Below are 25,653 nucleotides of genomic sequence, written 5' to 3' on the forward strand. Positions count from 1 at the left end.
GTTCATGGAGTTTCGCCCTGTCGCGGACGTGGCCACGCTGCTGAACTTCCTCACCGCCGAGGAGTGGCCCTTCCACGTGGTCACGAAGCCGGACCCCGCCCGGATCCGCAACCAGTACGCACAGGGCGACTACGCCACCGCCTTCTGGATCGTCGACGGCGGCGTCACGGTCGGGCTCGTCCGGTTGATGGATCTCGACAACGGGACCCCGCTGTTCGACCTTCGCGTGGCCACAGCCGCTCGTGGGCGTGGGGTGGGGGAGGCCGCCGTCCGCTGGCTGACCTCGCACGTCTTCACCGGCTACGACACCAACCGCATCGAGGCCACCACCCGCCAGGACAACCACGCCATGCGTCGCGTCCTCGCCAAGGCCGGCTACGTCAAGGAAGCGCACTACCGCGACGCGTGGCCGGGGCAGGAGGGCGTGCACGACGCGATCGGCTACGCGATCCTGCGCCGCGACTGGAAGGCCGGCACGACGACCGAGGTCAACTGGGCCGACGCGTAGCGAAGAACTCGTCGAGCAGCGCCGCGCACTCGTCGGCCAGCACCCCGCCGACCACCTCCGGTCGGTGGGTCAACCGTCGATCCCGCACGACGTCCCACAGCGAGCCGACCGCGCCCGTCTTCGGTTCCCACGCCCCGAACACGACCCGCGCCACCCGTGCCAACACCAGCGCGCCGGCGCACATCGTGCACGGCTCGACCGTCACCACCAGCGTGCAGCCGGTCAGCCGCCACCCGTCGCCGAAGCGGGCCGCCGCCGCGCGCAGTGCCAGGATCTCCGCGTGGGCCGTCGGGTCGCCCAGCGCCTCACGGGCGTTGCAGGCCTCGGCCAGCAGGGTGCCGTCCGGGGCGAGCACGAGCGCGCCGATGGGCACGTCGGCGCCGGCCCGACCGGCGACCGCCAACGCCGCACGGACGAGGTCTTCGTCCCTCACTGCGGAATGCTGTCCAGGGTGTCGAGCAGCCGCGCGAACTCGTCCGCGAACCCGCACCGCTGCGCGATGATCTGCAGCTGCTCGTCGGGGTAGAGCTCCACCTCGCCGGAGATCACCTGCAGCTCGTCTGGCGGAAGGCCGATGTCGGTCAGGATGTCGAGCGCGCCTTCCGGCCACACCTCGTCATCGTCGTCGTCGGCCGGCGGATCGACCCGCAGCAGGTCCAGCGCGTCCGCTGCGATGTCGTAGTCGAGTGCCGCCGTCGCGTCGGACACGAACAGCTGCACACCGCCCGGCCCGGGTCGCAGCACCAGGAAGAATTGGTCGTCCACGTCGAGGAGCCCGAACACCGCACCCGTGGACCTGATCTTGCGCAGCTCTGTGATGGCCTCGTCGAGCTCGCGGAGTGCCGAGCTCGCCATGGCCGTACACCGCCACTTGCCTTCCTCGCGAACGACGGCGATCGCGAAGCCCGCTACCGGCTCCTGCTCGGACATGTGGGACACGGTATTCCTCTCCTTCCCCGGCAGGAAGAAGCAGTGCCGGAGTGTTGCGAACAATCGCTACGTTCCGTGAGAAACCTTCACCGAGGGTCCACAGGTGCGATGATCGCAAGATGACCACCGCATCGCTGACCGACGACCCCCGGTTCACCGGCCTGCTCGACGCCGCCCGCGCACTGCAGCCGCGGACCGTGTCATTACGTCGTCAGCTGCACAAACACCCCGAGATCGGCCTCGATCTGCCGATGTCGCAGGCATCGGTGCTGCATGCCATCGAGGGGCTCGGTCTGCACGTCAGCACGGGCAAGTCGTGCACCTCGGTGACCGCCGTGCTGAACGGCGACCGGCCGGGCCCGACCGTGCTGCTGCGGGGTGACATGGACGCGCTGCCACTCCGTGAGGACAGCGGGCTCGCGTTCTCCTCCGAGGAGGACGGCCGGATGCACGCCTGCGGCCACGACACCCACACCGCGATGCTGGTGTCGGCCGCACGCCTGCTGCACAGCCGTCGCGCCGCGCTGGCCGGCAAGGTGGTCTTCATGTTCCAGCCCGGCGAGGAAGGTGACCACGGCGCCCGCCACATGCTGGAGGAAGGCCTGCTGGAGGCGGCTGGGCGGCCGGTGGAGCAGGCTTTCGCGCTGCACATCACCTCGACCGCACAGTCCGGGACGGTGATGTGCCGGCCGGGTCCGATGATGGCGAGTGCCGACGCCTACACCGTGACCGTCACCGGCAAGGGCGGCCACGGCGCGATGCCCGACCGCGCGATCGACCCGGTGCCGGCGGCGGCCGCGATGGTCGGCGCGCTGCAGACCATGGTCACGCGGCGGTTCAGCGTGTTCGACCCGGCGGTGCTGACCGTCGGGCGGATCACCGCCGGCACGACGTCGAACATCATCCCGGAGACGGCCGAGCTGCAGGGCACCGTGCGCACGCTGTCCGACCGCGCCCGCACGATGGTGCAGGCGGAGATCCCGAAGGTGTGCGAGCACATCGCGGCCGCGCACAGCTGCACCACCGCGTTCCGGATCGACACCGGCTACCCGGCCACGAACAACGACGCCGAGGTCGCGCCGCGCGTACTGGAACTCGCCGGCGCGGTGCTCGGGCAGCGGCACAGCGCGCTGATGCCGGAGCCCTTGATGGCGTCGGAGGACTTCTCGTACGTGCTGCAGCAGGTGCCGGGCGCGCTCGCGTTCCTCGGCGCGTGCCCACCCGGCGTCACCCCGGAGGAGGCGCCGCCGAACCACTCGAACCGCGTCCACTTCGACGAGTCCGCGCTCGCGCACGGGGTGGCGATGTACGCGGCGTTCGCCCTGGACGCGCTCCGCTGAGTCGCGGGTCCGGTCTCGTGGTGAAGGATGGCTTCCGTGCGACCTCTCTGTGTGATCGGACTCGGGTTGATCGGCGGTTCGGTGCTTCGTGCGGCGGCACGGGCGGGCTGGGACGTGTTCGGCGCCTCGGACGCCACGGTGGCCGACCCTCGGGTCGAGCCGTCCGTGGCCGCCGCACTGGAGCGCGCCGCGCGTGAGGACGCGCTCGTGGTGCTGGCCGTGCCGCTCCCGGCGGTCGACGAGGTGCTGCGCCTGGTGGCAACACACGCGCCGGACTGCCTGCTCACCGACGTGGTGAGCGTCAAGGAACCGGTGGCGGACGCGGTGTCGCGCCGGTTGCCAAACGCCAGGTACGCCGGCGGCCACCCGATGGCTGGCCGGTCGGCGTCGGGGTGGGACGCCGGTTCGGCCGACCTGTTCGACGGCGCCGCCTGGGTGGTCACCACCGAGGAGGAGACGTCACCGAAGGCCTGGCGCGCCGCGGTGGAGCTGGCACTTGCCTGTGGCGCGCAGGTCGTCCCGACCACAGCCCGCGAACACGACGCGGCGGTCGCCCGGATCTCCCATCTGCCGCACCTGCTGGCCGCGGTGCTGGCGGCAACTGGCGCGGACGGCGGCTCCCTCGCTCTGTCGTTGGCGGCCGGCTCGTTCACCGACGGGACCAGGGTGATGGGCACGCGGCCGGAGCTCGTGCTGGCGATGTGCGAGGGCAACCGGGGCCCGCTGCTGGACGCCGTGGACGACGCGTTGGGGCGGTTGGGCGCGGCCCGGGGTTCGCTCGCGTCGACCGGCGGCCTGGCGGCCACGGTCCGTGCTGGTCACGAGGCTCGGCAGGCGTGGGCGGACCTTCGGGACGCCGACCATGAGGAGATCCCGATCGACCTGACCGACCCGGAGGCTTTCGAGACGCTCCGTGACCTTGGCACGGCGGGCGGACGGGTTCTACGCCTGGAAGACGACACGGCAATAGGCGCTCTTCCGGCCTGATTGCCGACAATTGCCGGTGTGCCACACAATAGGGTGACTCGAGTTGTGGCGATGATATTCGCTGCATAACTTCTGCGGCAGTCGCCGCTTTTAGAGGAGTGCGGCCACGTATAGGAGAAATCTGATGTATTACCGTGGTGGGAGCGAAGGCGACGACTGAGTCGCGAGAGTTGGCGTAGTTCGTAACTACACCAATTCCAGCCGCATTCCGACCGGCTGTCGTATTGGCAGCCGGTCGGCGCGGCACACGATGACACGACGGCCTTCGGTGTCGGTGTAGGCGTCGACGCTGGTGTGCTCGTCGGGCTCGTGGAAGCCGATTGGCGCGTGCATGACGTCAAACCCCAGCGGGAGGATCACCTGGTACTCGAGATGCTGAATCCGAAGCAGGTCGGTCGTGCGGAAGTAGAAGTTCTCCGCGGCACCCTGCCGCATCAAGGGCATGCACTTGGCCGGCCAGTACCGCACCATTTCCAGCCGGACCTCCTCGCCGCGTCGCACCGGCGACCGGAAGTGGACGATCGTCTTGAGCTTGGCGCGGGACAGCCACGTGTTGGTGACGTTCCACTGTGGACCAGGCAACCCGTCGAGATCGACCTCACGAGCGCGAACCGTGACGTTGCGGCGGTACTCCTCGGGCTGGTCCCAGTCACTGCCGAGGTGGAACCGGATGAAGTGCACCTCTTCCCGCAGCGCGACGGCCTTGATCATGGCCACCTCACGCACGTCCCCGTTGGGCTGGACGTACACCTTGTGGTGCCAGGTCTCGATGGACACGAGCGGCGTCATCTTGTTGTCGATGACGAAGTCGCAGTACCGCGCCAGCAGCTCCCGGTGCGCCTCGTGCTTGCGGAGCAGTCGCCGCCGGTCGGCGACGAGGACCAACAAGGAGAAAACCCCGAGAACACCAACAGCGACAATTGCCATACGACGAATGGCAACCGCGTCGAATAGGGCGCCGGACAGCCCGGCAACTGCCATCAGAACAACGACCACCCGCAGCAGAACACCTGGTTCTTTGGGCGAGGTGTAGGAGTCGAGCCAGGTGCTGAAATTCCTGAGCATAATACGCTCCTTGCCGCGGATAGTGTGCGACCGCCTGCCGGTTTCGCCGGCACGGCAGGCGGCCACGTACAGAGTAATTGCAGAACCACCGGATTGAACTAGGACGTTCAGGTGCATTTTCTGATGAATTCAAAGACGCTCGGAGTAAGGCGACTAGACCACCTTCACGAACGGTAACCGGTGCCGTGCATCGGAACGTTCCGGGAGTGCCGCCGCCCATAGAGCGGACCCGCGGGGAGATCTTTCGGATCGGCCTGCGCGATGGCGACCACGGCGGGGGGCCGGGGGCTTGCCCCCGGGCGGGCCTGGGGCTGCGCCCCAGAAGACATGCGAGGCGACGTGGTCCGCGCTTTCAGCGGACACACGTCGCCTGAGACGAGCGGTAGCGGTGGGATTTGAACCCACGGAGGGCGTGAACCCTCACGCGCTTTCGAGGCGCGCTCCTTCGGCCGCTCGGACACGCTACCGAGAGGAACGATACCGGACGGTCCTGCGAGGACCGCAGGGGAGGCGCGGGTCGACCAGCCAGTCAGCACGAGATGCGGAATACTCCCTTGCCGTGACGTGGGAGAAACGAGGAGGACGTCATGCCTGACCAGCCGGAACAGGAACAGAAGCAGGGCCGCCACGCGGCCCCGGACGGTGCGGAGACCCACCCGCTGATCGACCTGGACCGTGATCCGACCCCGGGTAAGGCGGATCACGCCGCCCCTGAGGAGGACTGACACGAACGAGGTGTGCCGGCCGCGCCGGCACACCTCCGTCAGGCCACCACAGCCACCATGACGGTCCCCTCGGGGAAGACGCCGTCGGCGATCCGGGCGAAGAGCCCGTACATCATCTTCGCTTCGTACACCCGGTCGAGCCGCACACCGTGCCGATCCTGGAAGTCGGCCACGAACGCGTCCAGGGCGGGTGTCCGCTTGGCGTACCCGCCGAAGTGGAAGTCGTAGTCGATCGACCAGTTGGCGGTGGGGTGCTCGCCCTGCAGGCGCCGCACGTCGTCGTCGAGGAACCGTCCGCCCTTGAGCACAGAGAACCCGAGCGCACGCTGGCCACGCAGACCGGCGGCGATGCCGGCGAGCGTGCCACCGGTGCCGCAGGCGCAACAGATCACGTCGAACGGGATGTCGATCTCGCCGGGCAGCTCGGCGCACCCCCGAACAGCGAGCGCGTTGCTCCCACCTTCGGGCAGGACGTAGGCGGGCCCGAACTCACCGAGCAACTCGTCCACCACACCTGGTTCGGCCTTCCGCCGGTAGGTGCCCCGGTCCAGGTAGACGAGCCGCATCCCCCGCTGGACCGCGTAAGCCAGCGACTCGTTGAGCGGCAGGCACTCCTCACCCCGGATGACCCCGACGGTGGCGAACCCGAAGCGCTGCCCGGCCGCGGCTACGGCTCGGATGTGGTTGGAGTACGCGCCCCCGAACGTCAACAGCCGGTCGTACCCCTGCTCCCTGGCCGCGACCAGGTTGTACTTCAGCTTGCGCCACTTGTTGCCGGGCAGGTCCTCCTCGAGGAGATCGTCCCGTTTGAGGAAGAGCCGGACCCCGTTGAGCCGCCGGTCACACACCTCCACCAACGGCGTCACAGCAGAACCCAGTACAGGACGCCACCGGCAACCGCGCCAAGTGCCGCGCCGACGGCGACCTGCGCGCGTGTGTGGTCCTTGAGCGAGACACGTGACCAGCCGATCAGCCCGACCAGCGGCGCGAGCAGGACGAGCCAGAGGTTGTAGGTGGCCATGAGGATGATCACGGCCCCACCGCTGACGGCGGTGTGCATGGACACCTTCCACCGCGCGCCGAACGTGACCGCCAGCGCGACCACCAGGGTGGCGAACATGCTCGCCGCCAGCGCGATCATCGGCCACGGCGCCCCACCGACGATCAACAAGGCGGCCCCGCCACCCAACGAGGAGATACACGCGAGGAACGGAACCAACCGCCCAGCCCGATTGGTGACGTGATGTCCGTCCCACCGCCCGGCCCGAGCCCCCCGGACGATGATCGCCATCGGGATGACGGACCCGGTCACACCGACGACGAGCCCCCACAGGAGCGTCTGCCCGACATGCCCGGTCACCCGCCAGGCGACCACCAACGGCAGGAAGAGCACCCACACCCAGGGCGCGAGGACCTCCGTGACCAGCCGAGCCCACCGATTGTGTTCCATCCCATCCCCTCAGTAGTTCGGTACAACATTCCCATGCGCCTCCGGGGGCACCGCTGGTCAGGCAGGGGGTCACCCCGTTCTGGGTGGTCAGAGCCAGATCCGGTAACCTCTTCGGCGGAGGATTCGCATAGTGGCCTAGTGCGCACGATTGGAAATCGTGTTGGGTGTGATAGCCCTCGCGGGTTCAAATCCCGCATCCTCCGCGCTCTGAACAGGCAAAACGCCCGGCATCCACGATCATGGATGCCGGGCGTTTCGCGTCTCGGGCGGGTGTCACCAGCTCACGGGGCCGAGGCGGTCGATGAAGATCCCGGTTGGGCCGTCGGGGTCGAGCGTCGCGAGTTTGATGATCGGGTCGGTGCCTTCGGTGACCGTCAGCTGGCCCGTGTGGTTGTTCATGTCGGTGGCGGCGAACTTGCGGTTCGCGACCTCGCCGGGGGTGACGGCGTTGAACTTGATCTCCGGGTGTGCCTGGGCGTAGCGGACGGTGATCATGTTCAGTGCGGCCTTCGATGAGCTGTAGGCGAGCTCGTGGAGCTTCGTGGCGGCCTGCGCTGGATCGGCTTGGACCGCGAACGAGCCGATCGCGCTGGACACCATCACCACGCGTGGATGGTCCGCCGCTCGCAGCAGGGGGAGAAACGCGTGCGTGACCCTGACCGGGCCGTACACGTTTGTGTCGTAGACCGCATGAAGCTCGTCGGCCGTGGCGTTCGCTGGCGTGACGGCGTTTCCTGGTGCGCCGGCGTTGTTGATCAACACGTCCAGCCGGTCGGTGTGTGCCCGAACGAGCCGTACCGCCTCGGTCACCGACTCGTCCGAGGTCACGTCCAGCGGGACCATGACCACGTTCACGCCGCCGTCGGCCAGCTTGTCGGCCGCTTCCTTGCCTCGCCCTTCGTTCCGTGAGCCGAGGAAGATCGTCCAACCCTGTTCGCTGAGTCGGCGGGCCGCCTCGAAACCAAGTCCCTTGTTCCCGCCGGTGATCAACACTGAGTTCGTCATGCCCACCAGACACCATGTCTGGGACGGCTGTGACCTTGTATGAAGGACCTCACAGCCCGAGGAAGTCACGCACGAGGTCGCCCGTGTCCGTGGGGCGCTCAAGCAGGAGTTGGTGGCCGGACTCGACGTCGGCCACCGCGACACCCGCTGCGCGGCACGCCGCCAGGTACTCCTGGCGTACGACGCCGGCCTTGGTGGCGCGCACGAGAAGAGTCGGGACTCCCGCGGGCGGGAGGATCGCCGGGCGCGTCATCTCGGCGTACGCGGCCGCGACGGATTCCGGCTGGTAGCGCCATCGCCACCGGTCGTCCTCGCCCCGCACGAGGTGGTCGGCGACCTCCTGGTCGACGGCATCCGGCGAGGCGAACGGCCAGCCAGCGGCACGCGTCGCTCTGGCCTCGGCCGGACTTGTGAACGACGATGCCGCCAGCGCTGTCGCAGCGCCGTTCTTCGCGGCTTCGGCGTCGAGCCCGAGTGCAGGATCCAGCAGCACCAGCCGGCGCACCCGCTCGGGAGCCTTGGTGGCCAGGTGCAACGACACCACCGCCCCGAACGAGAAACCGACGACGTCGACCTGTGACAGGTCGAACTCGTCCATCGTGGCGAGCATGTCGGCGACATGCTGTTCCAGGGTCCACGGCGGTGCCCACGGCGATCGACCCTGCCCACGCAGGTCCGGGGCATACACGCAGCAGCCGTCGAGGTGCTTCGCGGCCAACTCCCGCCACCGGCCTCCATGTCCGTACACGCCGTGCACGGCGAGCACCGGAGGCGCCGTGGGCTCGCCAAACGTCTGAACGTGAAGGGTAGGCATGCTCGCAGGCTACGGATGCTGGTTGAGGCGAGCCCCTCTCAGCGTCAGGTAGCGGTTTTCCGGCACGCTCGCCGTGCGGCCGGCCGCGATGCGGTACGCCTCGGCGGCGGCTGTGTTGTCGCCGGCCATCTCCAGCAGGTGTGCGCGGACCGCGTGCAGTCGGTGGTGGTTCGCGATTCGTTTGTCCGCGGCCAGGGTGGTCAACAGGTCCAGCGCGGCGGCCGGGCCGTGGACCATGGCGAAGGCCACCGCGTGGTTGAGGGCCACCATCGGGTTGTCCGTCATGCCGCGCAACACCCCGTACAGCGCCAGCAGCTGCGGCCAGTCCGTTTCGTCGGCGGTGGCGGCTTCGTCGTGGACGGCGTTGATCGCGGCCTGCACCTGGTACTGGCCGAGCGGGCCGCGGGGGAGCGTCGCCGTGATGAGGTCCACGCCCTCCGCGATCTGCGCCTGGTCCCAGCGGGTGCGGTCCTGGTCGGTCAGGGGGATCAGCTCGCCCGCCTCGCCGGTGCGTGCGTCCCGGCGGGCGTCGGTGAGCAGCATCAACGCCAGCAGGCCCGCCACCTCGGGATCGTCCGGCAGCACAGCGTGGAGGGCCCTGGTCAGGCGGATCGCCTCGGCGGACAGGTCGTGGCGCTGCAGGTCGGGACCCGCGCTGCTCGTGTAGCCCTCGTTGAAGATCAGGTACAGCACGTGCAGGACAGCCACCAGGCGTGACTCCCGCTCGGCCGGGGTCGGGAGGCGGAACGGGACGCCCGAGTCCTTGATCTTGAGCTTGGCGCGGGTGATGCGTTGCGCCATGGTCCCCTCGGGGATCAGGTACGCGGCCGCGATCTCCGCCGTCGTGAGGCCGCCCACCGCGCGCAGGGTGAGCGCGATCGCGGCGGTCGGCTTCAGTGCCGGATGACAGCACATGAACAGCAGGACCAGCGTGTCGTCCTGGTCGGGGACCTCGGGTGAGGGCTCATGCGGGTGCTGCTCCTCACGGCGGCGTCGCGCCTGCTCGCTGCGCAGGTGGTCGAGCATCCGCCGGCTGGCCACCTGGATGAGCCAGCCCCGGGGATAGTCCGGCATGCCGTCGCGCGGCCACTGTTCGGCAGCGGCGATGAGGGCGTCCTGCACGGCGTCCTCCGCGGCGGCGAAGTCGTCGTAGCGGCGAAGGAGCGCGCCGAGGACCTGCGGCGCCTCGGTGCGCAGCAGGTCCTCGATCGTCTCGGTCATGCGTCCGCCGGCGGCGGACCGGCGAAAGGACGCACCTCGATCGGCAGGTGCAGCGGCGCGCCGCCAGGGCCCGGGGCCACCGACGCCCCAGCCGCGACCTCGATCGCGCGGTCGCGACTGTCCACGTCGATCACCCACCAGCCGGCCAGCAACTCCTTGGCCTCGGGAAACGGGCCGTCGGTCACCTCGGGCAGGTCGCCGGCCGTGGCCCTCACGACCATCGCCTCACCCGAGAGTCCCTGGGCGTCCACGAACTCGCCCTCGGCCACCAGCTTCTTGTTGAAGTCGTGCATGAACTGGATGTGCGCCTTGATCTCCGCCGGGTCCCAGGTGTCGATCGGCGGCGCGTCGATCCGGTCGCTGCCGTACATCAGCAACATGTACTTCACGGTCGTCTCCTTCGTTTCGCGTGCCCCTGCCGGGGCGGTTTCGCGGGTACGTCGGAGCGCCGGTCGCGTCCTCTACAGGTTTGGCGCGCGAATCTTCGAAAAAGTTCAGCGGGCCACCAGCAGCCGCGCCGCCGATGTGCCCAGACCCGTCAGCGCACCCACTCGTGCCGGTGCTGACGATACCGTCGTGCGCAGGTCAGCGTCGCTGTACCGGTGACAGCCGCGGTGCCAGTTCAGGATGCCCGCGATCCAGTCCCGCAGCTCCCGGACGTACGAGTCGAGCGCGGCCCGAGCCTGTTCGGACAGCTCCGCGGCCACCGAGGGCAGCTCGGCGTCCACCACGTGCTCGAACTGCCGCATCCGCGCGGTGAACAGGTCGCTCACCACCTCGAACGCCCGCTCCTGCGAGCAGTCCAGGAAGTTGCGCACCACCAGCACCGCGTTGTGCAGCTCGCCCTCGAACTCGATCTCCTTGCGGTAGGAGAACATGTCGTTGAGCAGGCACGCGCAGTCCATCATCGCGTTCTCGAGCGACTGCATCGGCCGGGTCCGGTAGGTCGCCTCGGGCAGCACACCGAGGTGCGCGATCCGCGCGAGACTCATGGTCAGGTCGGAGCCGAACGTGCGCCGCCGCATCTCCACGTAGTCCACCGGGTCCGGGATGCGGTTCAGCCGGTGGTTGTCGAGCTCCCACAACCAGCTGTCGATCATCATGTCGATCGCATGGCGGAACTGGCGACGCGAGACCGGCGGCAGTGGCCCGGCCGTGCGAACCCACAGGTCGGCGAGGCCTCGTTCGAGCGCGTTCGCGGGCAGCACCGACGGCACGGACAGCTCGACCGGCATCAACGCCTTCAGTCGTGCGTTGCTCGCCCGCGCACCGGCCAGGTCACCGTTCCGGCCGAACAGCCGCGGGTACAGGTCGTCCCCGTACGTGCCCCACACGAGCCACCCGGACGTCAGGTCCAGCCCTTCCGGTGACGCTTCCGGGTGAATGCCCGCCCCGCACAGTGGCAGGTCGTAGTCGCGGATCGCCTGCTCGTCCCAGATCCCCTCACTGAGCAGCCCCACCCCGTGCGCCCAGGTCACCACGTTCTCCCGCGCGGCATCGAGGTGCGGCGACATGCGAAGCTCGAACGGCACGAAGAACTCCGGCAGCGTGATGGGCCCGACCGCCTCGAACGGCACATGGCTGAAGCTCCGCACCCGCTGCGGCGCCGTGCCGACGAGCGACTGCACGATCCGCACGGCGGACATACCCAGCCCGTCGTGGACGTGCGCCTTCTCGTTCATGTACCGACTGGACCGCATGTGCCACTCGTGCCCGCCGGACTGCCAGTCCTGGAGCCCCTTCACATACGCGGCCACCCCGATCTGCGAAGCGGGGTCGATCCCGTGCTCGGCGAACAACGGTGGCACCTCGGTGAGCGCGGTGTGTTCGAACTGGTGCAACCGCGAGGTCAAGAGATCGTTGACAGCTTCCGTCGCATCCTGGGTGGAGATCCCCAGAAACTTCTCGAGCACGAGAATCCCGTTGGACAACTCGCCCTCGTCAAGAACCTCACGCTCATAGGAAAAGATGTCGTTCCGCAAATGGACGGCATCGGCGAACGTGTCCCGCAACACGATCATCGCCCGACTGGCGGCGATCTCGGCGGGCACTTCCGCACCGACCACGTGCTCGATGAGATTGGCCGACCAGGGCGCCCCGCCAACCTTCCGCCGCATCTCGACGTACTCGATCGGATTGGCCACCCGTCCCTCGTTGATGTTGGCGAGCTCCCAGAGCGACTCATCCAGCAAATTCCTGGTGCTCAACACGAACCGCCGCCGAAAGTCCAACGAGTGCACGGGAACCGTACGCCCCCAAAGATCGGCGAGCCCTCGCTCGACCGGGTTCTCGGGCTCCTCGGTGATCTCACCGTCAACAGGCATGAAGGCGGCAAGCCGATCAAGATAAGCCCGAGCGGCTGGCAGGTCCCGACTACGCTTGAACAACTCGAGAAAATGGTCGTCAAAATAGAAGACCCAGACATACCAATCGGTAACCAGATCCAGATCCGCCCCAGAAGCATCCGGATGTGTATAAGCACACAACAAAGCGTAGTCGTGCGAGTCGAAGTCGGACTCATCCCAGATCTTCACCCCGTGCTGCGGAACATCGATCATGTCCATCCCGTAAGCCCAGGCCTTGCTGTGCTCACGAGCCCGTTCGAGATTCGGGTTCAGACGCGCGGGATACGGCATATAGAACACGGGCAGTTCGAACGGCTGCATACCAGCAGGCAACCAGGCCCCCCGAACAAGGCCAAGCACAGTAGACCGCGAGCACCCGAACGAGGCAACGCTTTAACTCAACCGGCCCAACACCCAAGCCCACAGAAACACAACAAGAAGGCACGGTCTGGGCGAAGGCGGGGAGGCGAGGAGCCTTCTCGCACGGACCGACCGAAGCGGGTCGCCGGGGAGGCTTCACCCGCGGGGCACACTGAACTGTCCAGACGAAAGAGCGAGAGGTGCCCGAGGAGAAGGGGGTCCGGGGGCGAGCCCCCGGCTGGGGGCATGGGGGCTCGGCCCCCATAAAACAAACCGATGACCGCCAGAAGCGAAGGTGCCCCAGCACCGAGTATGGGTAGGCGAAGGTCGGGGACCCCACGCACCCGTCAGAGCTCGCTTATCCTTGCTGCCTTCCGGCCCTGGGGAGGTTCACGAGATGGACGCCGCGTGGGGTCCGGGGTTGAGTGTAGCGAGTGGGTGCGGGGGCTGCCGTGGGTGGCCGGGGTGTCGGTGGCGGCGGGTATGGTCCTGGCGTGGCGCTCGCCCTTTACCGCAAGTACCGTCCGGCAACCTTCGCCGAGGTCGTCGGGCAGGAACACGTCACTGAACCGCTTCGCACGGCGCTTTCGGCGAAGCGGGTCAACCACGCCTACCTGTTCTCGGGGCCTCGTGGTTGCGGCAAGACGTCGTCGGCGCGGATTCTCGCGCGCTCGCTGAACTGTGAGCAGGGGCCGACGCCGGATCCGTGTGGCGTGTGTGACTCGTGCATCTCCCTGGCGCCGGAGGGTCCCGGCAACGTGGACGTGGTCGAGCTCGACGCGGCCAGCCACGGTGGTGTCGACGATGCCCGTGAGCTGCGGGACCGCGCGTTCTACGCGCCGGCGTCGTCGCGGTACCGGGTGTTCATCATCGACGAGGCGCACATGGTCACCACGCAGGGTTTCAACGCCCTGCTGAAGATCGTGGAGGAGCCGCCGGAGCACCTGATCTTCATCTTCGCGACCACCGAGCCGGACAAGGTGCTGACGACCATCCGGTCCCGCACGCACCATTACCCCTTTCGGTTGATTCCGCCGGGGGCGATGCGGGAGCTGCTGGAACGCAACGTGGCCGCCGAGGGCGTCACGGTCGCGCCGACGGTGTACCCGCTGGTCATCCGGGCCGGGGGCGGGTCGGCCCGCGACACCCAGTCGGTGCTGGACCAGCTGCTGGCCGGTGCAGGCCCCGAAGGGGTGACCTACGAGCGGGCGGTGGCGTTGCTCGGTGTCACCGACGTGGCCCTGATCGACGACATGGTCGACGGACTGGCCGCCGGCGATGCCTCGACCGTGTACGGCACGGTCGACAAGCTCGTCGAGGCCGGTCACGATCCGCGTCGGTTCGCCGCGGATCTCCTGGATCGGCTGCGGGACCTGGTGCTTCTGCGTGCGGTGCCGGAGGCGGGTCCGCGTGGGCTGGTCAACGCCCCGGGCGACGAGCTGGCCCGGATGATGAAGCAGGCCGAGCAGCTCGGTCCGGCCACGCTGACCAGGTTCGCCGAGATCGTCCACACCGGACTGGTCGACATGCGTGGCGCCACCGCGCCACGGCTGCTGCTCGAACTGCTGTGTGCGCGCATGCTGCTCCCAGGCGCCGTCCCGACGGACGCGGTGGCCGACTCGGCCGTGCTGCAGCGACTCGAACGCATCGAACGCCGCGTGACCGTCGGCCAGGTCGCGGCCCCGGAGCCGGCGCCGGCACCCCAACGCCCGGCGCAACAGCAGGAACCGCCGGCACCCGCGAAGGCCGAGGCGTGGCCGACCGGCGGCGGACAAGCGGCACCCCCAAGCCCACCACCGGCGGCCCCGGCCCCTCCACCCGCAGCGCCGGCACCGGCAGCCGCAGCGCCGGCGGCCCCCGCCCCGGCCCCCGCGGCCGGTGGCGCCATCGACGCGGCCGGCGTGCGCAGGCTGTGGTCGGAGCTGCTCACCGCGGTACGCAAGGGCAGCCGCAGCACGGAGGCCATGCTCACCAACGCCACGGTGCAGTCCGTCGAGGGGGACACCGTGGTGATCGCCCACACGGCGGCGCCGCTGGCCAGGCGGCTGGCCGAGCCACGCAACGCCGACGCCATCGCGAAGGCGCTCGGCGAGGTGCTCGGCGGGCAGTGGCAGGTCAAGTGCGTGCACGCGGCCCAGGCGGTGGCCACGCCGGCGGTCGCGCAGAAGGCGCGGTCCGAGCCGCCGACCTTCACCCGGCCCAACAACAACCAGCAGGTGCAGAGCGCCCAACAGGCACCGGAACCGCCGCGTGCCGCTCCCGCGCCGCCGCCCCCGGCCTCCGACGACCTGCCGCCCCCGCCGGAGCCCCCGGAGGAGTACGACGCCTTCGAGGACGACGTCGACGTGGCCACGACCGCCCCGCCGGCGAAGCGGGAAGAGGAGTTCAGCCCGGAGGACGGCGCGGTCAAGCTGTTGACCGACAAGCTGGGCGCCCGCCCGATCGACCGCTAACCCGCGCGGACGTAGGAGAGGATGCCGCCGGCGATGGCCTCCGCGTACGACTGGCGGCCCTCCGGGCTGCTGAACGCGGCGGCCTCGGTCGAGTTGCGCATGTTGCCGCACTCGACCAGTACCGCCGGGCGCTCGGACAGGTTGAGCCCGGCGAGGTCGTCCCGGGGCGACAGGCCGTCCGACCCGATGTAGGTGGAGGTCGGGAGACCGGCGAGCCGCAGCTTGTCCCGCATGGTCGTGGCCAGCTTCAGTGCCGGCTCGCCCTGCGCCTCGTTCAGTGGCGGCGACGAGTACGCGACGTGGAAGCCGTGTGCGGACGGGTCGGTCGAGCCGTCGGCGTGGATCGAGACGACCGCCGCCGCGCCCGAGGAGTTGCCGATCGCCGCGCGGCGGTCGACGCACGGGCCGACCCCGTTGTCGTCCGGCCTGGTCATCACCACCTGGACGCCGTTCGCGGTGAGCAGGTCGCGGACGCGGACGGCCACGTCCCAGGCGAACGCGTGCTCCGGGTACCCGGCGTTGGTGGCGGTGCCGGTGGTGTTGCACGGCTTCGTCCGGCCCCGCCCGGCCGGCACCGAGCGGTTGATGTCGCCGGGATGCGCGGCGTTGGCCCCGTTGTGGCCGGGGTCGAGCACGACGACCGGGGGCGGCGCCGCCGGTGTGGTCGTCGTGGGCACCGGAGAGGTGGGGGCAGGAGAGGTGGGTACGGGACTCGCCTCGGGCGGGGCGACGGAGGACGTCATGCGCTGCGAGATGACGGTCGTCTCCGGCGTGTCAGCCGGGGGCGTGGCCACTGGTTCGCCGCCGCAGCCGGACAGCAGCGTAAGAGCCATAACCACGAGTAAGGGTCTCCGCACGGCGCTCACCCTGTCACACCGCAACACGACTACGCTGGGGCACAGTCGACGAGAGGAACCACGGTGCAACCTGGTGGCATGCCCGACATGCAGCAGATCCTGCAGCAGGCGCAGAAGATGCAGGAACAGCTCGTCGCCGCGCAGGAGGAGCTCGCCAACGCGGAAACGACCGGCTCGGCGGGCGGTGGCCTGGTCACGGCCGTCGTCTCCGGTGCTGGCGAGCTGAAGTCACTCACGATCGACCCGAAGGTCGTCGACCCCGAGGACGTCGAGACGCTGGCCGACCTGGTGGTCGCGGCCGTGCGGGACGCCAGTGCCAAGGCGAACAAGCTCGCCAGCGAGGCCATGGGGCCGCTCGCGGGTGGTCTCGGTGGTGGGCTCGGCCTGCCAGGCATGTAGGCGGCAGCGACTCCATGTACGAGGGACCGGTCCAGGACCTGATCGACGAGTTGGGACGACTCCCGGGCGTCGGTCCTAAGAGCGCACAGCGCATCGCCTTCCACCTGCTCGGCGCGGATCCCGCCGACGTCACCCGCCTGCAGCAGGCACTGCAGAAGGTCAAGGAGGGCGTGGTCTTCTGCGACATCTGCGGCAACGTGTCCGAGCAGCCCACCTGCCGGATCTGCCGCGACGCGCGACGCGACCCCACGGCGGTGTGCGTGGTCGAGGAACCCAAGGACGTCCTCGCCATCGAGAAGACCCGCGAGTTCAAGGGCCGCTACCACGTCCTGGGTGGTGCGCTGGACCCCCTGTCGGGCATCGGGCCTGACCAGCTGCGGGTGCGTGAGCTGCTGCAACGCATCTCCGCGCAGGAGATCACCGAGGTCATCCTGGCCACCGACCCGAACACCGAGGGCGAGGCGACCGCCACCTACCTGGTGCGGATGCTGCGGGACTTCCCCGGCCTCACGGTCACCCGCCTGGCCTCCGGCCTGCCGATGGGCGGCGACCTCGAGTTCGCCGACGAGCTGACCCTGGGCCGCGCGCTCACCGGCCGCCGGTCGGTGTGAGCGGGTTCCGACCACCCCGGCTCGGCCGCACCACGCTGATCGCGGTCGACGGTCCGTCCGGCTCCGGCAAGTCGCGTTACGCGGCGAAGCTGGCGCACGACCTCGGCGCCACGCTGATCAGCACCGACGACTTCGCGACCTGGGACGACCCCGTCTCGTGGTGGCCGAGGCTGGTCGACGGCGTGCTCACGCCGCTGGCCGCCGGCCGCCCCGGCGGGTACCAGAAGATCGAATGGTCCGGCGGCCATCCGCACCCCGGCGCGTACCGCCATATAGAGGTACCGGAGGTGCTCGTCGTCGAGGGTGTGTCCGCAGGTCGACGGTCAATTACCGACGAACTGTCCTACCTCGTCTGGTGTGAGCTTCCCGACCAGGCACGGCGGTTGGAGCGTGCCGTGGCACGGGACGGCGAGCAGGCCCGGAATCACCTCCTGACCTGGCAGAAGTTCGAGCTGGGTTGGTATGCCGTTGACCAGACCGAATCACGTGCCGATCACATCGACACCCCATCGGATACCGAGTCGTTACCCGTGGGTACTTCACGGACGAGCACCATTAGCGGCTAGAGTCGCCGACCAAAGTGTGAGACACGACCTTCTGAGGTGCGTAATGGTCAACCCCCGCACGGTCCGCTTGACGGCGCTCGGTGTAGCCGCCGCTGTCGCGCTGACCGCGTGCGCTGAATCCCAGCGCAACCAGGACGACAGTTCAGGTGCAGGCCAAACAGGCGGCACCATGACCTTCGCGACCGAGGGTGCGCCAAAGCTCTTCGATCCCTTCTTCGCTACGGACGGTGCCACCTTCCGTACCTCTCAGCAGATCTTCGAGGGTCTGATCGAGTTCAAGCCTGGCACCGCGGACGCCGAGGGTGGACTCGCGGAGAAGTGGTCCTCCTCCGATGACGGCCTGACGTGGACGTTCAACCTGCGCAAGGGTGTGAAGTTCCACGACGGCACCGAGTTCAACGCGGAGGCGGTCTGCTTCAACTTCGACCGCTGGTACAACTCGAAGGGCGCCGCACAGAGCCCGGCGGTCACCGGGTACTGGCAGGACAACTTCGGCGGCTTCTCCGACGGCGCGTCGCCGTCGCTGTACGCGTCGTGCACGGCCACCGACGCCAGCACGGCCGAGGTCAAGATCACCCGGTACACGTCGAAGTTCCCGGACATCCTGGGCCTCCCGTCGTTCGCGATGCAGAGCCCGACGGCGCTGAAGCAGTACGACGCGGACAACGTGCAGGCGGCGGGTGACAGCTTCACCTACCCGGCGTACGCCAACGAGCACCCGACCGGCACCGGTCCGTTCAAGTTCTCGAAGTACGACGAGGCGAACGGCACCGTCGAGCTGGTCCGCAACGAGGACTACTGGGGCGACAAGGCGAAGCTGGACAAGCTGATCCTGCGTGCCGTCCCGGACGAGACCGCCCGTAAGCAGGCGCTGCAGTCCGGTGACGTGCAGGGCTACGACCTCCCGTCGCCAGCCGACTGGCAGGGCCTGAAGGACGACGGCTACCAGCTGCTGGTCCGCCCCGCGTTCAACGTCTTCTACGTTGGCATCAACCAGAAGAACAACCCGGCGCTGCGTGACCTCAAGGTCCGGCAGGCCATCGCCTACGCGATCGACCGCGAGGGCCTGGTCAAGCAGCAGCTGCCCGAGGGTGCCAAGGTCGCCGAGAACTTCTACCCGGACACGGTGTTCGGCTGGACCGACGACGTCGAGAAGTACAACTACGACCCGGACAAGGCGAAGTCACTGCTCGCCGAGGCCGGCCAGTCCGCCCTGACGGTCAACTTCTACTGGCCGACCGAGGTCACCCGCCCGTACATGCCGAACCCGCAGGACATGTTCGGCTTCATCCGGGGCAACCTGGAGGCCGTCGGCGTCACGCTGAACGTGGTCAGCAAGCCGTGGAACGGTGGCTACCTGGAGGATGTCGACTCCGGTCTGGCCGACCTGTTCCTGCTCGGCTGGAACGGTGACTACAACACGCCGGACAACTTCATCGGCAACTTCTTCTCCGCCACGGACAACCGCTTCGGCACCGGTGCGGCGACGTGGGGCCAGACGCTGTCCGACGAGATCAAGGCGGCCGACTCCGAGCCGGACGACGCCAAGCGCAAGGGCATGTACGAGGACCTGAACAAGAAGCTGAAGGCCGAGTACCTGCCGGCCATCCCGATCTCGCACTCGCCGCCGGCGATCGTGGTCGCGGAGAACGTGCAGGGCCTGGTCCCGAGCCCGCTCACCGACGAGCGGTTCGACACCGTGAGCCTCGGCTGAGCTTAGGTGCTTCGTTACACGGTTCGGCGGCTGCTACAGCTCGTCATCGTCGTCGGGGTGCTGTCGCTGCTGCTGTTCGCGTGGCTCCGCTCGCTCCCAGGAGGGCCGGTTTCGGCCCTTCTGGGCGAGCGTGCCACTGCCGCCACCCGCGCTCGGCTGACCGAGGAACTTGGCCTCGATCAGCCGATCTACGTGCAGTACTGGAAGTTCCTCACCCGTGCCGCGTCCGGTGACTTCGGTGTGTCCACCGGTGTGCAGCCGGGTGACTCGGCCATGGAGATCTTCCTCCAGCGCTTCCCGGCCACGCTGGAACTGTCCTTCCTCGCGATCGTCATCGCCATCGCGGTCGGCATCCCGCTCGGCTACCTGGCCGCACGGCGCCGGGGCGGCCTGCTCGACAACATGAGCATCGTGGGGTCGCTGATCGGCGTGGCGGTCCCCGTCTTCTTCTTCGCGTTCGTGCTGAAGCAGGTCTTCGCCGTCGACCTCGGCTGGTTCCCGACCGCCGGCCGGCAGACGGGCGGCATCGACGCCACCCGCGTGACCGGCTTCTTCATCCTCGACGGGATCATCACGCAGGAGTGGGACGCGGCCTGGGACGCGATCGTGCACCTGATCCTGCCGGCCATCGCGCTGTCGAGCATCCCGTTCTCGGTGATCTTCCGGATCACCCGAGCCTCGGTGCTGGACGTGCTCGACGAGGACTTCGTCCGTACGGCGGAGTCCAAGGGCCTCACCACGCCGGTGATCCGGCGCCGGCACGTGCTGAGAAACGCGATGCTGCCGGTGGTCACCACCATCGGCCTGCAGACCGGTGCTCTGCTGGCCGGCGCGGTGCTGACCGAGAAGGTGTTCGCGTTCCCCGGTATCGGGCAGGCGCTGGCGATCGGGTTCGAGCGCCGCGACTATCCGGTGCTGTTGTTGCTGATCATCTGTGCTGCCGGGGTGTTCGTGCTGGTCAACCTGCTGGTCGACGTGTCGTACGCGCTCATAGACCCACGTATCCGCACCATGGGCGGTGCCCGGTGAGCACGCGAACCGAGAAGATCGACGCCCTGGCCAAGAAGGCCGGGCACATCGGCGACGACCCGGGTGTCAGCCTCACGGCCGCCGCGTGGCGCCGATTGCGCCGCAACCCCGTGTTCCTCACCGGCGGGGTCATCGTCATGGCGTTCGTGGTGCTCGCGATCCTGTCGCCGTTCATCGCGCCGCACGACCCGGCCGTGCCCATGCTGGGCGACCAGGTCATCAAGGCACGCAACCAGATCCCGCCGTCCCAGCCAGGGCATCCGCTCGGCGGTGACCAGGTGGGTCGCGACCTGCTGTCCCGCCTGCTGGTCGGGTCGCAGCAGACGCTGCTGGTCGGCGTGCTCGCCACGCTCATCGGCCTGACGGGCGGGCTCGTCCTCGGCACGCTGGCCGGCGCGCTGGGCGGCTGGGTCGACACCGTGGTCATGCGCGCGGTCGACATCATGCTGTCGATCCCTGGCCTGCTGCTCGCGGTCTCGATCGGCGCGCTGTTCGCCCGGCCCAACATCTACACGCTGATCGTCGCGGTCGCGACCGTGCAGATTCCGGTGTTCGCCCGGCTGCTGCGCGGCACGATGCTGGCGCAACGGCACAGCGACCACGTGCTCGCGGCGCGGGCGCTCGGCGTGAAGCCGAGGGCCATCGTGTTCCGGCACATGCTGCCGAACTCGCTCGGCCCGGTGATCGTCCAGTCCACGCTGGTGCTCGCGATCTCGATCATCGAGGCGGCTGGCCTGTCGTTCCTCGGCCTCGGCAACCCCGACGACCGGACCCCGGAGTGGGGCCAGATGCTCGGCACCGCCCAGAACGTGATCGACAGCCACCCACAGCTCGCGTTCTGGCCGGCAGGCTGCATCATCGTGGTCGCGCTCGGCTTCACGCTGATGGGTGAGTCGCTGCGCGAGGCCCTCGACCCGAAGAGCAGGCGCTGATGGCCCTCCTTGAAGTACGTGACCTGAGCGTCGTCTTCCAGCGCAAGGGTGAGGAGCCGTTCGCCGCGGTCGACGGCGTGAGCTTCGACGTGGCGCCCGGTCAGACGGTCGGGCTGGTCGGCGAGTCCGGCTGCGGCAAGTCCGTGACCTCGATGGCGATCATGGGTCTGCTGCCCAAGCGCGGCAACAAGGTCACCGGCTCGGTGAAGTTCGAGGACACCGAGCTGCTGACGCTGTCGGACCGGCAGATGCGGGACCGGCGCGGCCGGGACCTCGGCATGGTGTTCCAGGACCCGCTGTCCTCGCTGAACCCGGTGATCCCGATCGGTCTGCAGGTCACCGAGGTGCTCGAACGGCACCGCGACATGTCCCGCAAGAAGGCCATGGTCGAGGCGGCGGACCTGCTGAACAAGGTCGGCATCCCCGATCCCCGGCGGCGGCTCACGGAGTACCCGCACCAGCTGTCCGGCGGTATGCGGCAGCGTGCGTTGATCGCGATCGCGCTGGCGTGCAAGCCGCGCCTGCTGATCGCGGACGAGCCGACCACCGCGCTGGACGTGACCATCCAGGCCCAGATCCTGGCGCTGCTCGCGGACCTGGTGCGCGACACCGACACCGCGCTGATCATGATCACCCACGACCTCGGCGTCGTCGCGGGTCTGTGTGACGAGGTGAACGTGCTGTACGCGGGCCGCGTTGTCGAGCGGGGTAGCCGGCACGACCTGTTCGCCGTGCCCCGCCACCCGTACACGCACGGACTGCTGGCGTCGATCCCCAGGCTGGACGCGCCGAAGGGGGAGCGGCTGTCGCCGATCCGCGGTTCGGTGATGGACAACATCCCGTGGACGTCGGGCTGTGCGTTCGCGCCCCGTTGTCCGAACGCGACGGACGTCTGCGTCGAGGTGACCCCGACTATGGAGTCGGACCCGGTCGGCGCCAGGAACAGTGAGCGGTTGCTGCGGTGCCACAATCCGGTTGCTCAGGAGGTACCGGCGTGAGCGCGCCGCTTGTCGAGATCAACGACATCAAGGTCCACTTCCCGATCAAGCGGGGCGTGGTGCTGGACCGGACAATCGGCTACGTGTATGCGGTCGACGGTGTCGATTTGTCGATAAACAAGGGTGAGACGTACGGCCTCGTCGGCGAGTCCGGCTGCGGCAAGTCCACGCTGGGCCGCGCGATGCTGAAGCTCACCGAGCCGACCGGCGGCCGCATCGTGTTCGACGGCGTGGACCTGTCGTCGATGAAGGGCGAGAAGCTGCGCACCATGCGGCGGCGGATGCAGATGGTCTTCCAGGACCCGCTGTCGTCGCTGGACCCGCGGCAGTCCGTGGAGTCCCTGCTGATCGAGGGCATGCGCGCGCATGGGCTCGACAAGGGCAAGGAGTCGACCGGCAAGCGTTTGCGCGAGCTGCTGTCGGCGGTCGGCCTGCCGAGCACCGCGCTGCGGAAGTACCCGCACGAGTTCTCGGGCGGCCAGCGTCAGCGCATCGGCATCGCCCGCGCGTTGACCGTCGAACCGGACCTGATCGTCGCGGACGAGCCGGTGTCGGCGCTGGACGTGTCGGTGCAGGCGCAGGTGATCAACCTCCTGGAGGACCTGCAGAAGGAGTTCGGCCTGACCTACCTGGTGATCGCGCACGACCTGGCGGTCGTCCGGCACATCTCCGACAGCATCGGCGTGATGTACCTGGGCGGGTTGGTCGAGGAGGCGCTGTCGGACGAGCTGTACGAGGAGCCGCTGCACCCGTACACGAGGGCCCTGCTGTCGGCGGTCCCGGTGCCGGACCCGGTGGTGGAGGACCGCCGCGAACGAATCCTGTTGGCCGGCGACCTGCCGTCCCCGGCCAACCCGCCGTCGGGCTGCCGCTTCCACACCCGGTGCCCGTGGCGGCAGAGCGAACGCTGCGACACGGAACGTCCGGAGCTCCGCGAGATCAACCCGGGCCACCGCGTGGCCTGCCACTGGGCAGAGGACATCCGCGACGGCAAGATCCGCGCACACGAGGTGAAGCCGGAGCTGGTCGAGATGGAATGGGACACCCCCGTGGACGACGCGTCACTCGCCGGCCCGGCTTCCATCACCGAAACACTGGGACCGTGATTGCCCCGTAGTGGAACGGATCGGGCAGCTTCGGGCACCATGACCTCATGGTGGTCACCGTGCTCGGAGCATCTGGCCGTACCGGCCGTCAGGTCGTGCGTTTGCTTGTGCGGCAAGGGCATTCGGTGCGTGCCGGGGTGCGGAACGGCCGCCGCGGGGACGCCGTCGCCGGCCTCGGCGCGACGCCGGTCATCGCGGACCTGACCGCCACCCAGGACGAACTGGTGGACGCGTTCGCCGGCTCCGACGTGGTGATCAACACGGCAGGCGCGGCTGATCCCGACCCCGCCGCCGTGGCGCTGATCGACCGGGACGGGGCCATCACGGGCATCCGCGCGGCCGAGCGTGCGGCCGTGCGCCGGTTCGTCCAGCTGTCCGCCCAGTTCGCCGACGCCCCGGACCAGGGAGACCGCCTGGTCCGCTCGATCCTGTACGCCAAGCAGATCTCCGACAGCGTGCTGCGCCGGTCGAGTCTGATGTGGACGGTAGTGCGCGCGGCCACCCTCACCGACGAGCCAGCCACTGGCCGGGTGTCCATCGCGAGCCACCTGGACGCCGGCCGCGTGCCGCGGCTGGACGTGGCCGCGGTGATCGCCGCGTGTCTGACCGAACCCCGCACGGAAAACCGAGGCTTCGACATCCACACGGGCCCACTCCCCGTGGCCGCGGCACTGGCCGCCCTCGACTGAGCCTCAGTCGTACGTCTTGTTCCCGAGCGCCCGCACCTCCTCGATGTGCTTGATCAGAGACTCCCGTACGTACGGGTTCTTCTCCGTCTCGAGTTGCGCGGTCGCCTCGGCGATCATGTCCTCCCGCATCTTCCTGTGGAAGGCGTCCAGATACGCGATATGGGCGTCCATCTCCTCAATGGTCATCCCTGGTCTCCTCCGGCTCGTCGAGCCTCTCGGCTATCCGCCCCAGCAGTTCGTGGTTCTCGTCGATTTCTCTTCGGTAGTGGTCGATGCCCTTGCGATACGAGCGATCACGTCCTTCGCCCGCTCTACCTTCGACACCAACTGGATGCGGCGGAACTGGTCCGCCTCGTCGTTTTCAATCATGCCGGAGAAGGTAGCGCGCTGCACCGACATGTATACGCTCCGTATATGCCATTCACTTCTGGCGAACACAAAAAGGGCGGGTCCGGTGGGACCCGCCCTTTCGACAGGACTTGCTAGCGTGAGAAGCGGTTGATCGCCGACACCACGGCCCTCAACGTCGCCGTGACGATGGAGCTGTGTACGCCGACGCCCCACAGGGTGCGCTCGCCGATGCCGCACTCCACGTACGCCGCGGCACGGGCGTCGTCGCCGGCGGTCAGTGCGTGTTCGGTGTAGTCGAGCACCCGGACGTCATAGCCCACCGAGGCCAACGCGTCCACGAACGCCGCGAGCGGTCCGTTGCCGCTGCCGTTGATCTCGTGCCGGTCGCCCTCCACCTCGACGACCGCGCTGATCTCGTCGTGGCCGGAACCGTCGTCGGAGATGCGGTGTTCCCGCAGTACGACCGGCGAGGCCAGGTCGAGGTACTCCGACGCGAACGTGGACCACATCATGGCGGGGGAGACCTCGCCGCCCTCGTTGTCCGTGTACCGCTGGATGACCTGGGAGAACTCGATCTGCAGGCGGCGCGGCAGGTCGAGCTGGTGCTCGGTCTTCATGATGTAGGCGACGCCGCCCTTGCCGGACTGCGAGTTCACCCGGATGACGGCCTCGTACGTCCGGCCGACGTCCTTCGGGTCGATCGGCAGGTACGGGACCTCCCACGGGTGGTCGTCCACCGCGTGTCCCGCACGGGAAGCCTCGGTGCGCAGGGCGTCGAAGCCCTTGTTGATCGCGTCCTGGTGCGAGCCGGAGAACGCGGTGAACACCAGGTCACCGCCCCACGGGTGACGCTCGCCGACCGGCAGCTGGTTGCAGTACTCGACGGTCCGGCGGATCTCGTCGATGTCGGAGAAGTCGATCTGCGGGTCGATGCCCTGGCTGAAGAGGTTCATGCCCAGCGTGACGAGGCAGACGTTGCCGGTGCGCTCGCCGTGGCCGAACAGGCAGCCCTCGACCCGGTCGGCACCGGCCATCATCGCCAGCTCGGTCGCCGCCACGGCCGTGACTCGGTAGTGCTCAGCCTGCACCCGCACAACGACCGAGGCACCGCCGTGGCGGCCGCCGAACTGGGCGTGCTGGCCGGCGCCGACCGGGTGGAGGGCTGCCTGTTCGGCAACGGCGAGCGCACCGGCAACGT

General features: G+C 68.7%; 28 protein-coding genes, 2 tRNA genes, 1 other RNA gene and 1 pseudogene. 16 read left to right on the forward strand and 16 right to left on the reverse strand.

Annotated features, from left to right (window positions below; translation table 11 throughout):
- Positions 1 to 4: 4 nt before the first annotated feature.
- Positions 5 to 508: a GNAT family N-acetyltransferase gene (locus VF106_RS03690; RefSeq protein ID WP_330838113.1), complete on the forward strand. Its 504-nt coding sequence runs from the start codon at positions 5 to 7 to the stop codon at positions 506 to 508.
- Here the strand turns inward: VF106_RS03690 and VF106_RS03695 are convergent.
- The gene (locus tag VF106_RS03695; protein WP_330838114.1) at positions 489 to 941 is read right to left on the reverse strand and encodes a nucleoside deaminase; all 453 of its coding nucleotides are present in this window, start codon (positions 939 to 941) and stop codon (positions 489 to 491) included. The two genes, VF106_RS03690 and VF106_RS03695, sit on opposite strands and share 20 nt — an antisense overlap.
- Positions 938 to 1,438 carry a tRNA adenosine deaminase-associated protein gene (locus tag VF106_RS03700; protein ID WP_330838115.1) on the reverse strand — a complete coding sequence of 167 codons (501 nt, stop codon included), beginning with the start codon at positions 1,436 to 1,438 and terminating at the stop codon, positions 938 to 940. The genes VF106_RS03695 and VF106_RS03700 overlap by 4 nt, the downstream gene beginning before the upstream one ends.
- 119 nt (positions 1,439 to 1,557) lie before the next feature.
- Here VF106_RS03700 and VF106_RS03705 point away from each other — a divergent pair, with 119 nt between their 5' ends.
- Both VF106_RS03705 and VF106_RS03710 read left to right on the forward strand, forming a co-directional pair.
- Positions 1,558 to 2,778: a M20 metallopeptidase family protein gene (locus VF106_RS03705; protein WP_330838116.1), complete on the forward strand. Its 1,221-nt coding sequence runs from the start codon at positions 1,558 to 1,560 to the stop codon at positions 2,776 to 2,778.
- A gap of 27 nt (positions 2,779 to 2,805) precedes the next feature.
- Positions 2,806 to 3,765, forward strand: coding sequence for a prephenate dehydrogenase (locus tag VF106_RS03710; RefSeq protein ID WP_330838117.1), 960 nt, complete (start codon positions 2,806 to 2,808; stop codon positions 3,763 to 3,765).
- A gap of 186 nt (positions 3,766 to 3,951) precedes the next feature.
- Here VF106_RS03710 and VF106_RS03715 read toward each other — a convergent pair whose 3' ends face one another.
- Together VF106_RS03715 and VF106_RS03720 are read right to left on the reverse strand one after the other, a co-directional pair.
- Positions 3,952 to 4,692 (reverse strand): hypothetical protein, encoded by a 741-nt coding sequence (locus VF106_RS03715; RefSeq protein ID WP_330838118.1) that lies wholly within the window; start codon positions 4,690 to 4,692, stop codon positions 3,952 to 3,954.
- A 518-nt stretch (positions 4,693 to 5,210) separates the two neighbouring features.
- Positions 5,211 to 5,297: transfer RNA gene (locus tag VF106_RS03720), tRNA-Ser, on the reverse strand.
- A gap of 120 nt (positions 5,298 to 5,417) precedes the next feature.
- On the opposite strand from VF106_RS03720, the gene VF106_RS03725 reads away from it, so the two are divergent.
- Positions 5,418 to 5,555 carry a hypothetical protein gene (locus VF106_RS03725; protein ID WP_330838119.1) on the forward strand — a complete coding sequence of 46 codons (138 nt, stop codon included), beginning with the start codon at positions 5,418 to 5,420 and terminating at the stop codon, positions 5,553 to 5,555.
- Between the two features lie 38 nt (positions 5,556 to 5,593).
- Here VF106_RS03725 and VF106_RS03730 read toward each other — a convergent pair whose 3' ends face one another.
- Both VF106_RS03730 and VF106_RS03735 read right to left on the reverse strand, forming a co-directional pair.
- Entirely contained in the window at positions 5,594 to 6,421 is an 828-nt protein-coding gene (locus VF106_RS03730; protein WP_330838120.1) for a 1-aminocyclopropane-1-carboxylate deaminase/D-cysteine desulfhydrase, read from the reverse strand.
- A complete protein-coding gene (locus VF106_RS03735; protein ID WP_330838121.1) occupies positions 6,418 to 7,005 on the reverse strand; it encodes a hypothetical protein in 588 nt (195 codons plus the stop codon). The genes VF106_RS03730 and VF106_RS03735 overlap by 4 nt, the downstream gene beginning before the upstream one ends.
- Positions 7,006 to 7,121: 116 nt before the next feature.
- Between VF106_RS03735 and VF106_RS03740 the strand changes: the two genes are divergently transcribed.
- A tRNA-Ser gene (locus tag VF106_RS03740) sits at positions 7,122 to 7,208 on the forward strand.
- 70 nt (positions 7,209 to 7,278) lie between these two features.
- Here VF106_RS03740 and VF106_RS03745 read toward each other — a convergent pair.
- From VF106_RS03745 to ffs, 6 genes are all read right to left on the reverse strand, one after another.
- Positions 7,279 to 8,010: an SDR family oxidoreductase gene (locus VF106_RS03745; RefSeq protein WP_330838122.1), complete on the reverse strand. Its 732-nt coding sequence runs from the start codon at positions 8,008 to 8,010 to the stop codon at positions 7,279 to 7,281.
- 49 nt (positions 8,011 to 8,059) lie between these two features.
- Positions 8,060 to 8,824 (reverse strand): alpha/beta fold hydrolase, encoded by a 765-nt coding sequence (locus tag VF106_RS03750; protein ID WP_330838123.1) that lies wholly within the window; start codon positions 8,822 to 8,824, stop codon positions 8,060 to 8,062.
- A 9-nt stretch (positions 8,825 to 8,833) separates the two neighbouring features.
- On the reverse strand, positions 8,834 to 10,045 hold the full coding sequence (locus tag VF106_RS03755) for an RNA polymerase sigma factor (protein ID WP_330838124.1): 1,212 nt from the start codon (positions 10,043 to 10,045) through the stop codon (positions 8,834 to 8,836).
- Entirely contained in the window at positions 10,042 to 10,425 is a 384-nt protein-coding gene (locus VF106_RS03760) for a YciI family protein (RefSeq protein WP_330838139.1), read from the reverse strand. Before VF106_RS03760 ends, VF106_RS03755 begins: the two co-directional genes overlap by 4 nt.
- Before the next feature lie 114 nt (positions 10,426 to 10,539).
- Positions 10,540 to 12,711, reverse strand: coding sequence for a terpene synthase family protein (locus VF106_RS03765; protein ID WP_330838125.1), 2,172 nt, complete (start codon positions 12,709 to 12,711; stop codon positions 10,540 to 10,542).
- A 361-nt stretch (positions 12,712 to 13,072) separates the two neighbouring features.
- Positions 13,073 to 13,171: signal recognition particle sRNA small type (gene ffs, locus VF106_RS03770), an RNA gene on the reverse strand.
- 73 nt (positions 13,172 to 13,244) lie between these two features.
- Between ffs and VF106_RS03775 the strand changes: the two genes are divergently transcribed.
- The gene (locus VF106_RS03775; protein WP_330838126.1) at positions 13,245 to 15,203 is read left to right on the forward strand and encodes a DNA polymerase III subunit gamma and tau; all 1,959 of its coding nucleotides are present in this window, start codon (positions 13,245 to 13,247) and stop codon (positions 15,201 to 15,203) included.
- On the opposite strand, the gene VF106_RS03780 is transcribed toward VF106_RS03775, so the two are convergent.
- A complete protein-coding gene (locus tag VF106_RS03780; RefSeq protein WP_330838127.1) occupies positions 15,200 to 16,036 on the reverse strand; it encodes an N-acetylmuramoyl-L-alanine amidase in 837 nt (278 codons plus the stop codon). The two genes, VF106_RS03775 and VF106_RS03780, sit on opposite strands and share 4 nt — an antisense overlap.
- 111 nt (positions 16,037 to 16,147) lie before the next feature.
- Between VF106_RS03780 and VF106_RS03785 the strand changes: the two genes are divergently transcribed.
- From VF106_RS03785 to VF106_RS03825, 9 genes are read left to right on the forward strand one after another with little or no spacing between them, the layout of a single operon-like run.
- A complete protein-coding gene (locus VF106_RS03785; RefSeq protein ID WP_330838140.1) occupies positions 16,148 to 16,459 on the forward strand; it encodes a YbaB/EbfC family nucleoid-associated protein in 312 nt (103 codons plus the stop codon).
- A 14-nt stretch (positions 16,460 to 16,473) separates the two neighbouring features.
- Positions 16,474 to 17,070 carry a recombination mediator RecR gene (recR, locus tag VF106_RS03790; protein ID WP_330838128.1) on the forward strand — a complete coding sequence of 199 codons (597 nt, stop codon included), beginning with the start codon at positions 16,474 to 16,476 and terminating at the stop codon, positions 17,068 to 17,070.
- Entirely contained in the window at positions 17,067 to 17,636 is a 570-nt protein-coding gene (locus VF106_RS03795) for a uridine kinase family protein (RefSeq protein ID WP_330838129.1), read from the forward strand. Before recR ends, VF106_RS03795 begins: the two co-directional genes overlap by 4 nt.
- A 43-nt stretch (positions 17,637 to 17,679) precedes the next feature.
- Positions 17,680 to 19,350 (forward strand): ABC transporter substrate-binding protein, encoded by a 1,671-nt coding sequence (locus VF106_RS03800; protein WP_330838130.1) that lies wholly within the window; start codon positions 17,680 to 17,682, stop codon positions 19,348 to 19,350.
- Positions 19,351 to 19,356: 6 nt separating this feature from the next.
- Positions 19,357 to 20,379 carry an ABC transporter permease gene (locus tag VF106_RS03805; protein ID WP_330838131.1) on the forward strand — a complete coding sequence of 341 codons (1,023 nt, stop codon included), beginning with the start codon at positions 19,357 to 19,359 and terminating at the stop codon, positions 20,377 to 20,379.
- A complete protein-coding gene (locus VF106_RS03810) occupies positions 20,376 to 21,311 on the forward strand; it encodes an ABC transporter permease (RefSeq protein ID WP_330838132.1) in 936 nt (311 codons plus the stop codon). The genes VF106_RS03805 and VF106_RS03810 overlap by 4 nt, the downstream gene beginning before the upstream one ends.
- The gene (locus VF106_RS03815; RefSeq protein ID WP_330838133.1) at positions 21,311 to 22,309 is read left to right on the forward strand and encodes an ABC transporter ATP-binding protein; all 999 of its coding nucleotides are present in this window, start codon (positions 21,311 to 21,313) and stop codon (positions 22,307 to 22,309) included. Before VF106_RS03810 ends, VF106_RS03815 begins: the two co-directional genes overlap by 1 nt.
- A complete protein-coding gene (locus VF106_RS03820) occupies positions 22,306 to 23,415 on the forward strand; it encodes an ABC transporter ATP-binding protein (RefSeq protein WP_330838134.1) in 1,110 nt (369 codons plus the stop codon). The genes VF106_RS03815 and VF106_RS03820 overlap by 4 nt, the downstream gene beginning before the upstream one ends.
- Before the next feature lie 47 nt (positions 23,416 to 23,462).
- The gene (locus tag VF106_RS03825) at positions 23,463 to 24,104 is read left to right on the forward strand and encodes an NAD(P)H-binding protein (protein WP_330838135.1); all 642 of its coding nucleotides are present in this window, start codon (positions 23,463 to 23,465) and stop codon (positions 24,102 to 24,104) included.
- A 3-nt stretch (positions 24,105 to 24,107) separates the two neighbouring features.
- On the opposite strand, the gene VF106_RS03830 is transcribed toward VF106_RS03825, so the two are convergent.
- The 3 genes and pseudogenes from VF106_RS03830 to VF106_RS03840 all read right to left on the reverse strand — a co-directional run.
- Positions 24,108 to 24,290, reverse strand: a complete 183-nt coding sequence (locus VF106_RS03830; RefSeq protein WP_330838136.1) for a hypothetical protein — start codon at positions 24,288 to 24,290, stop codon at positions 24,108 to 24,110.
- Between the two features lie 33 nt (positions 24,291 to 24,323).
- Positions 24,324 to 24,503 carry a hypothetical protein gene (locus tag VF106_RS03835; protein WP_330838137.1) on the reverse strand — a complete coding sequence of 60 codons (180 nt, stop codon included), beginning with the start codon at positions 24,501 to 24,503 and terminating at the stop codon, positions 24,324 to 24,326.
- Positions 24,504 to 24,586: 83 nt separating this feature from the next.
- Positions 24,587 to 25,525: pseudogene (locus tag VF106_RS03840) on the reverse strand (alpha-isopropylmalate synthase regulatory domain-containing protein); the annotation flags it as partial.
- Positions 25,526 to 25,567: 42 nt separating this feature from the next.
- Between VF106_RS03840 and VF106_RS50805 the strand changes: the two are divergent.
- Positions 25,568 to 25,653, forward strand: an 86-nt coding sequence (locus VF106_RS50805; RefSeq protein WP_414638845.1) for a hydroxymethylglutaryl-CoA lyase-like TIM-barrel protein, incomplete at its 3' end; no start/stop codon positions are given.

The sequence above is a fragment of the Actinophytocola sp. genome (assembly GCF_036378875.1).
Taxonomy (GTDB): domain Bacteria; phylum Actinomycetota; class Actinomycetes; order Mycobacteriales; family Pseudonocardiaceae; genus Actinophytocola.

What these genes read in the sequence shown, in the direction of transcription:
- VF106_RS03780 (WP_330838127.1), bottom strand. Translation starts at nt 16,036, where the DNA reads ATGGCTCTTACGCTGCTGTCCGGCTGCGGCGGCGAACCAGTGGCCACG.
- VF106_RS03715 (WP_330838118.1), bottom strand. Translation starts at nt 4,692, where the DNA reads ATGGCAATTGTCGCTGTTGGTGTTCTCGGGGTTTTCTCCTTGTTGGTC.
- VF106_RS03760 (WP_330838139.1), bottom strand. Translation starts at nt 10,425, where the DNA reads ATGTTGCTGATGTACGGCAGCGACCGGATCGACGCGCCGCCGATCGAC.
- VF106_RS03725 (WP_330838119.1), top strand. Translation starts at nt 5,418, where the DNA reads ATGCCTGACCAGCCGGAACAGGAACAGAAGCAGGGCCGCCACGCGGCC.
- VF106_RS03815 (WP_330838133.1), top strand. Translation starts at nt 21,311, where the DNA reads ATGGCCCTCCTTGAAGTACGTGACCTGAGCGTCGTCTTCCAGCGCAAG.
- recR (WP_330838128.1), top strand. Translation starts at nt 16,474, where the DNA reads ATGTACGAGGGACCGGTCCAGGACCTGATCGACGAGTTGGGACGACTC.
- VF106_RS03765 (WP_330838125.1), bottom strand. Translation starts at nt 12,711, where the DNA reads ATGCAGCCGTTCGAACTGCCCGTGTTCTATATGCCGTATCCCGCGCGT.
- VF106_RS03710 (WP_330838117.1), top strand. Translation starts at nt 2,806, where the DNA reads ATGGCTTCCGTGCGACCTCTCTGTGTGATCGGACTCGGGTTGATCGGC.
- VF106_RS03735 (WP_330838121.1), bottom strand. Translation starts at nt 7,005, where the DNA reads ATGGAACACAATCGGTGGGCTCGGCTGGTCACGGAGGTCCTCGCGCCC.
- VF106_RS03750 (WP_330838123.1), bottom strand. Translation starts at nt 8,824, where the DNA reads ATGCCTACCCTTCACGTTCAGACGTTTGGCGAGCCCACGGCGCCTCCG.
- VF106_RS03825 (WP_330838135.1), top strand. Translation starts at nt 23,463, where the DNA reads ATGGTGGTCACCGTGCTCGGAGCATCTGGCCGTACCGGCCGTCAGGTC.
- VF106_RS03690 (WP_330838113.1), top strand. Translation starts at nt 5, where the DNA reads ATGGAGTTTCGCCCTGTCGCGGACGTGGCCACGCTGCTGAACTTCCTC.
- VF106_RS03705 (WP_330838116.1), top strand. Translation starts at nt 1,558, where the DNA reads ATGACCACCGCATCGCTGACCGACGACCCCCGGTTCACCGGCCTGCTC.
- VF106_RS03745 (WP_330838122.1), bottom strand. Translation starts at nt 8,010, where the DNA reads ATGACGAACTCAGTGTTGATCACCGGCGGGAACAAGGGACTTGGTTTC.
- VF106_RS03700 (WP_330838115.1), bottom strand. Translation starts at nt 1,438, where the DNA reads ATGTCCGAGCAGGAGCCGGTAGCGGGCTTCGCGATCGCCGTCGTTCGC.
- VF106_RS03755 (WP_330838124.1), bottom strand. Translation starts at nt 10,045, where the DNA reads ATGACCGAGACGATCGAGGACCTGCTGCGCACCGAGGCGCCGCAGGTC.
- VF106_RS03800 (WP_330838130.1), top strand. Translation starts at nt 17,680, where the DNA reads ATGGTCAACCCCCGCACGGTCCGCTTGACGGCGCTCGGTGTAGCCGCC.
- VF106_RS03830 (WP_330838136.1), bottom strand. Translation starts at nt 24,290, where the DNA reads ATGACCATTGAGGAGATGGACGCCCATATCGCGTATCTGGACGCCTTC.
- VF106_RS03835 (WP_330838137.1), bottom strand. Translation starts at nt 24,503, where the DNA reads ATGTCGGTGCAGCGCGCTACCTTCTCCGGCATGATTGAAAACGACGAG.
- VF106_RS03785 (WP_330838140.1), top strand. Translation starts at nt 16,148, where the DNA reads ATGCAGCAGATCCTGCAGCAGGCGCAGAAGATGCAGGAACAGCTCGTC.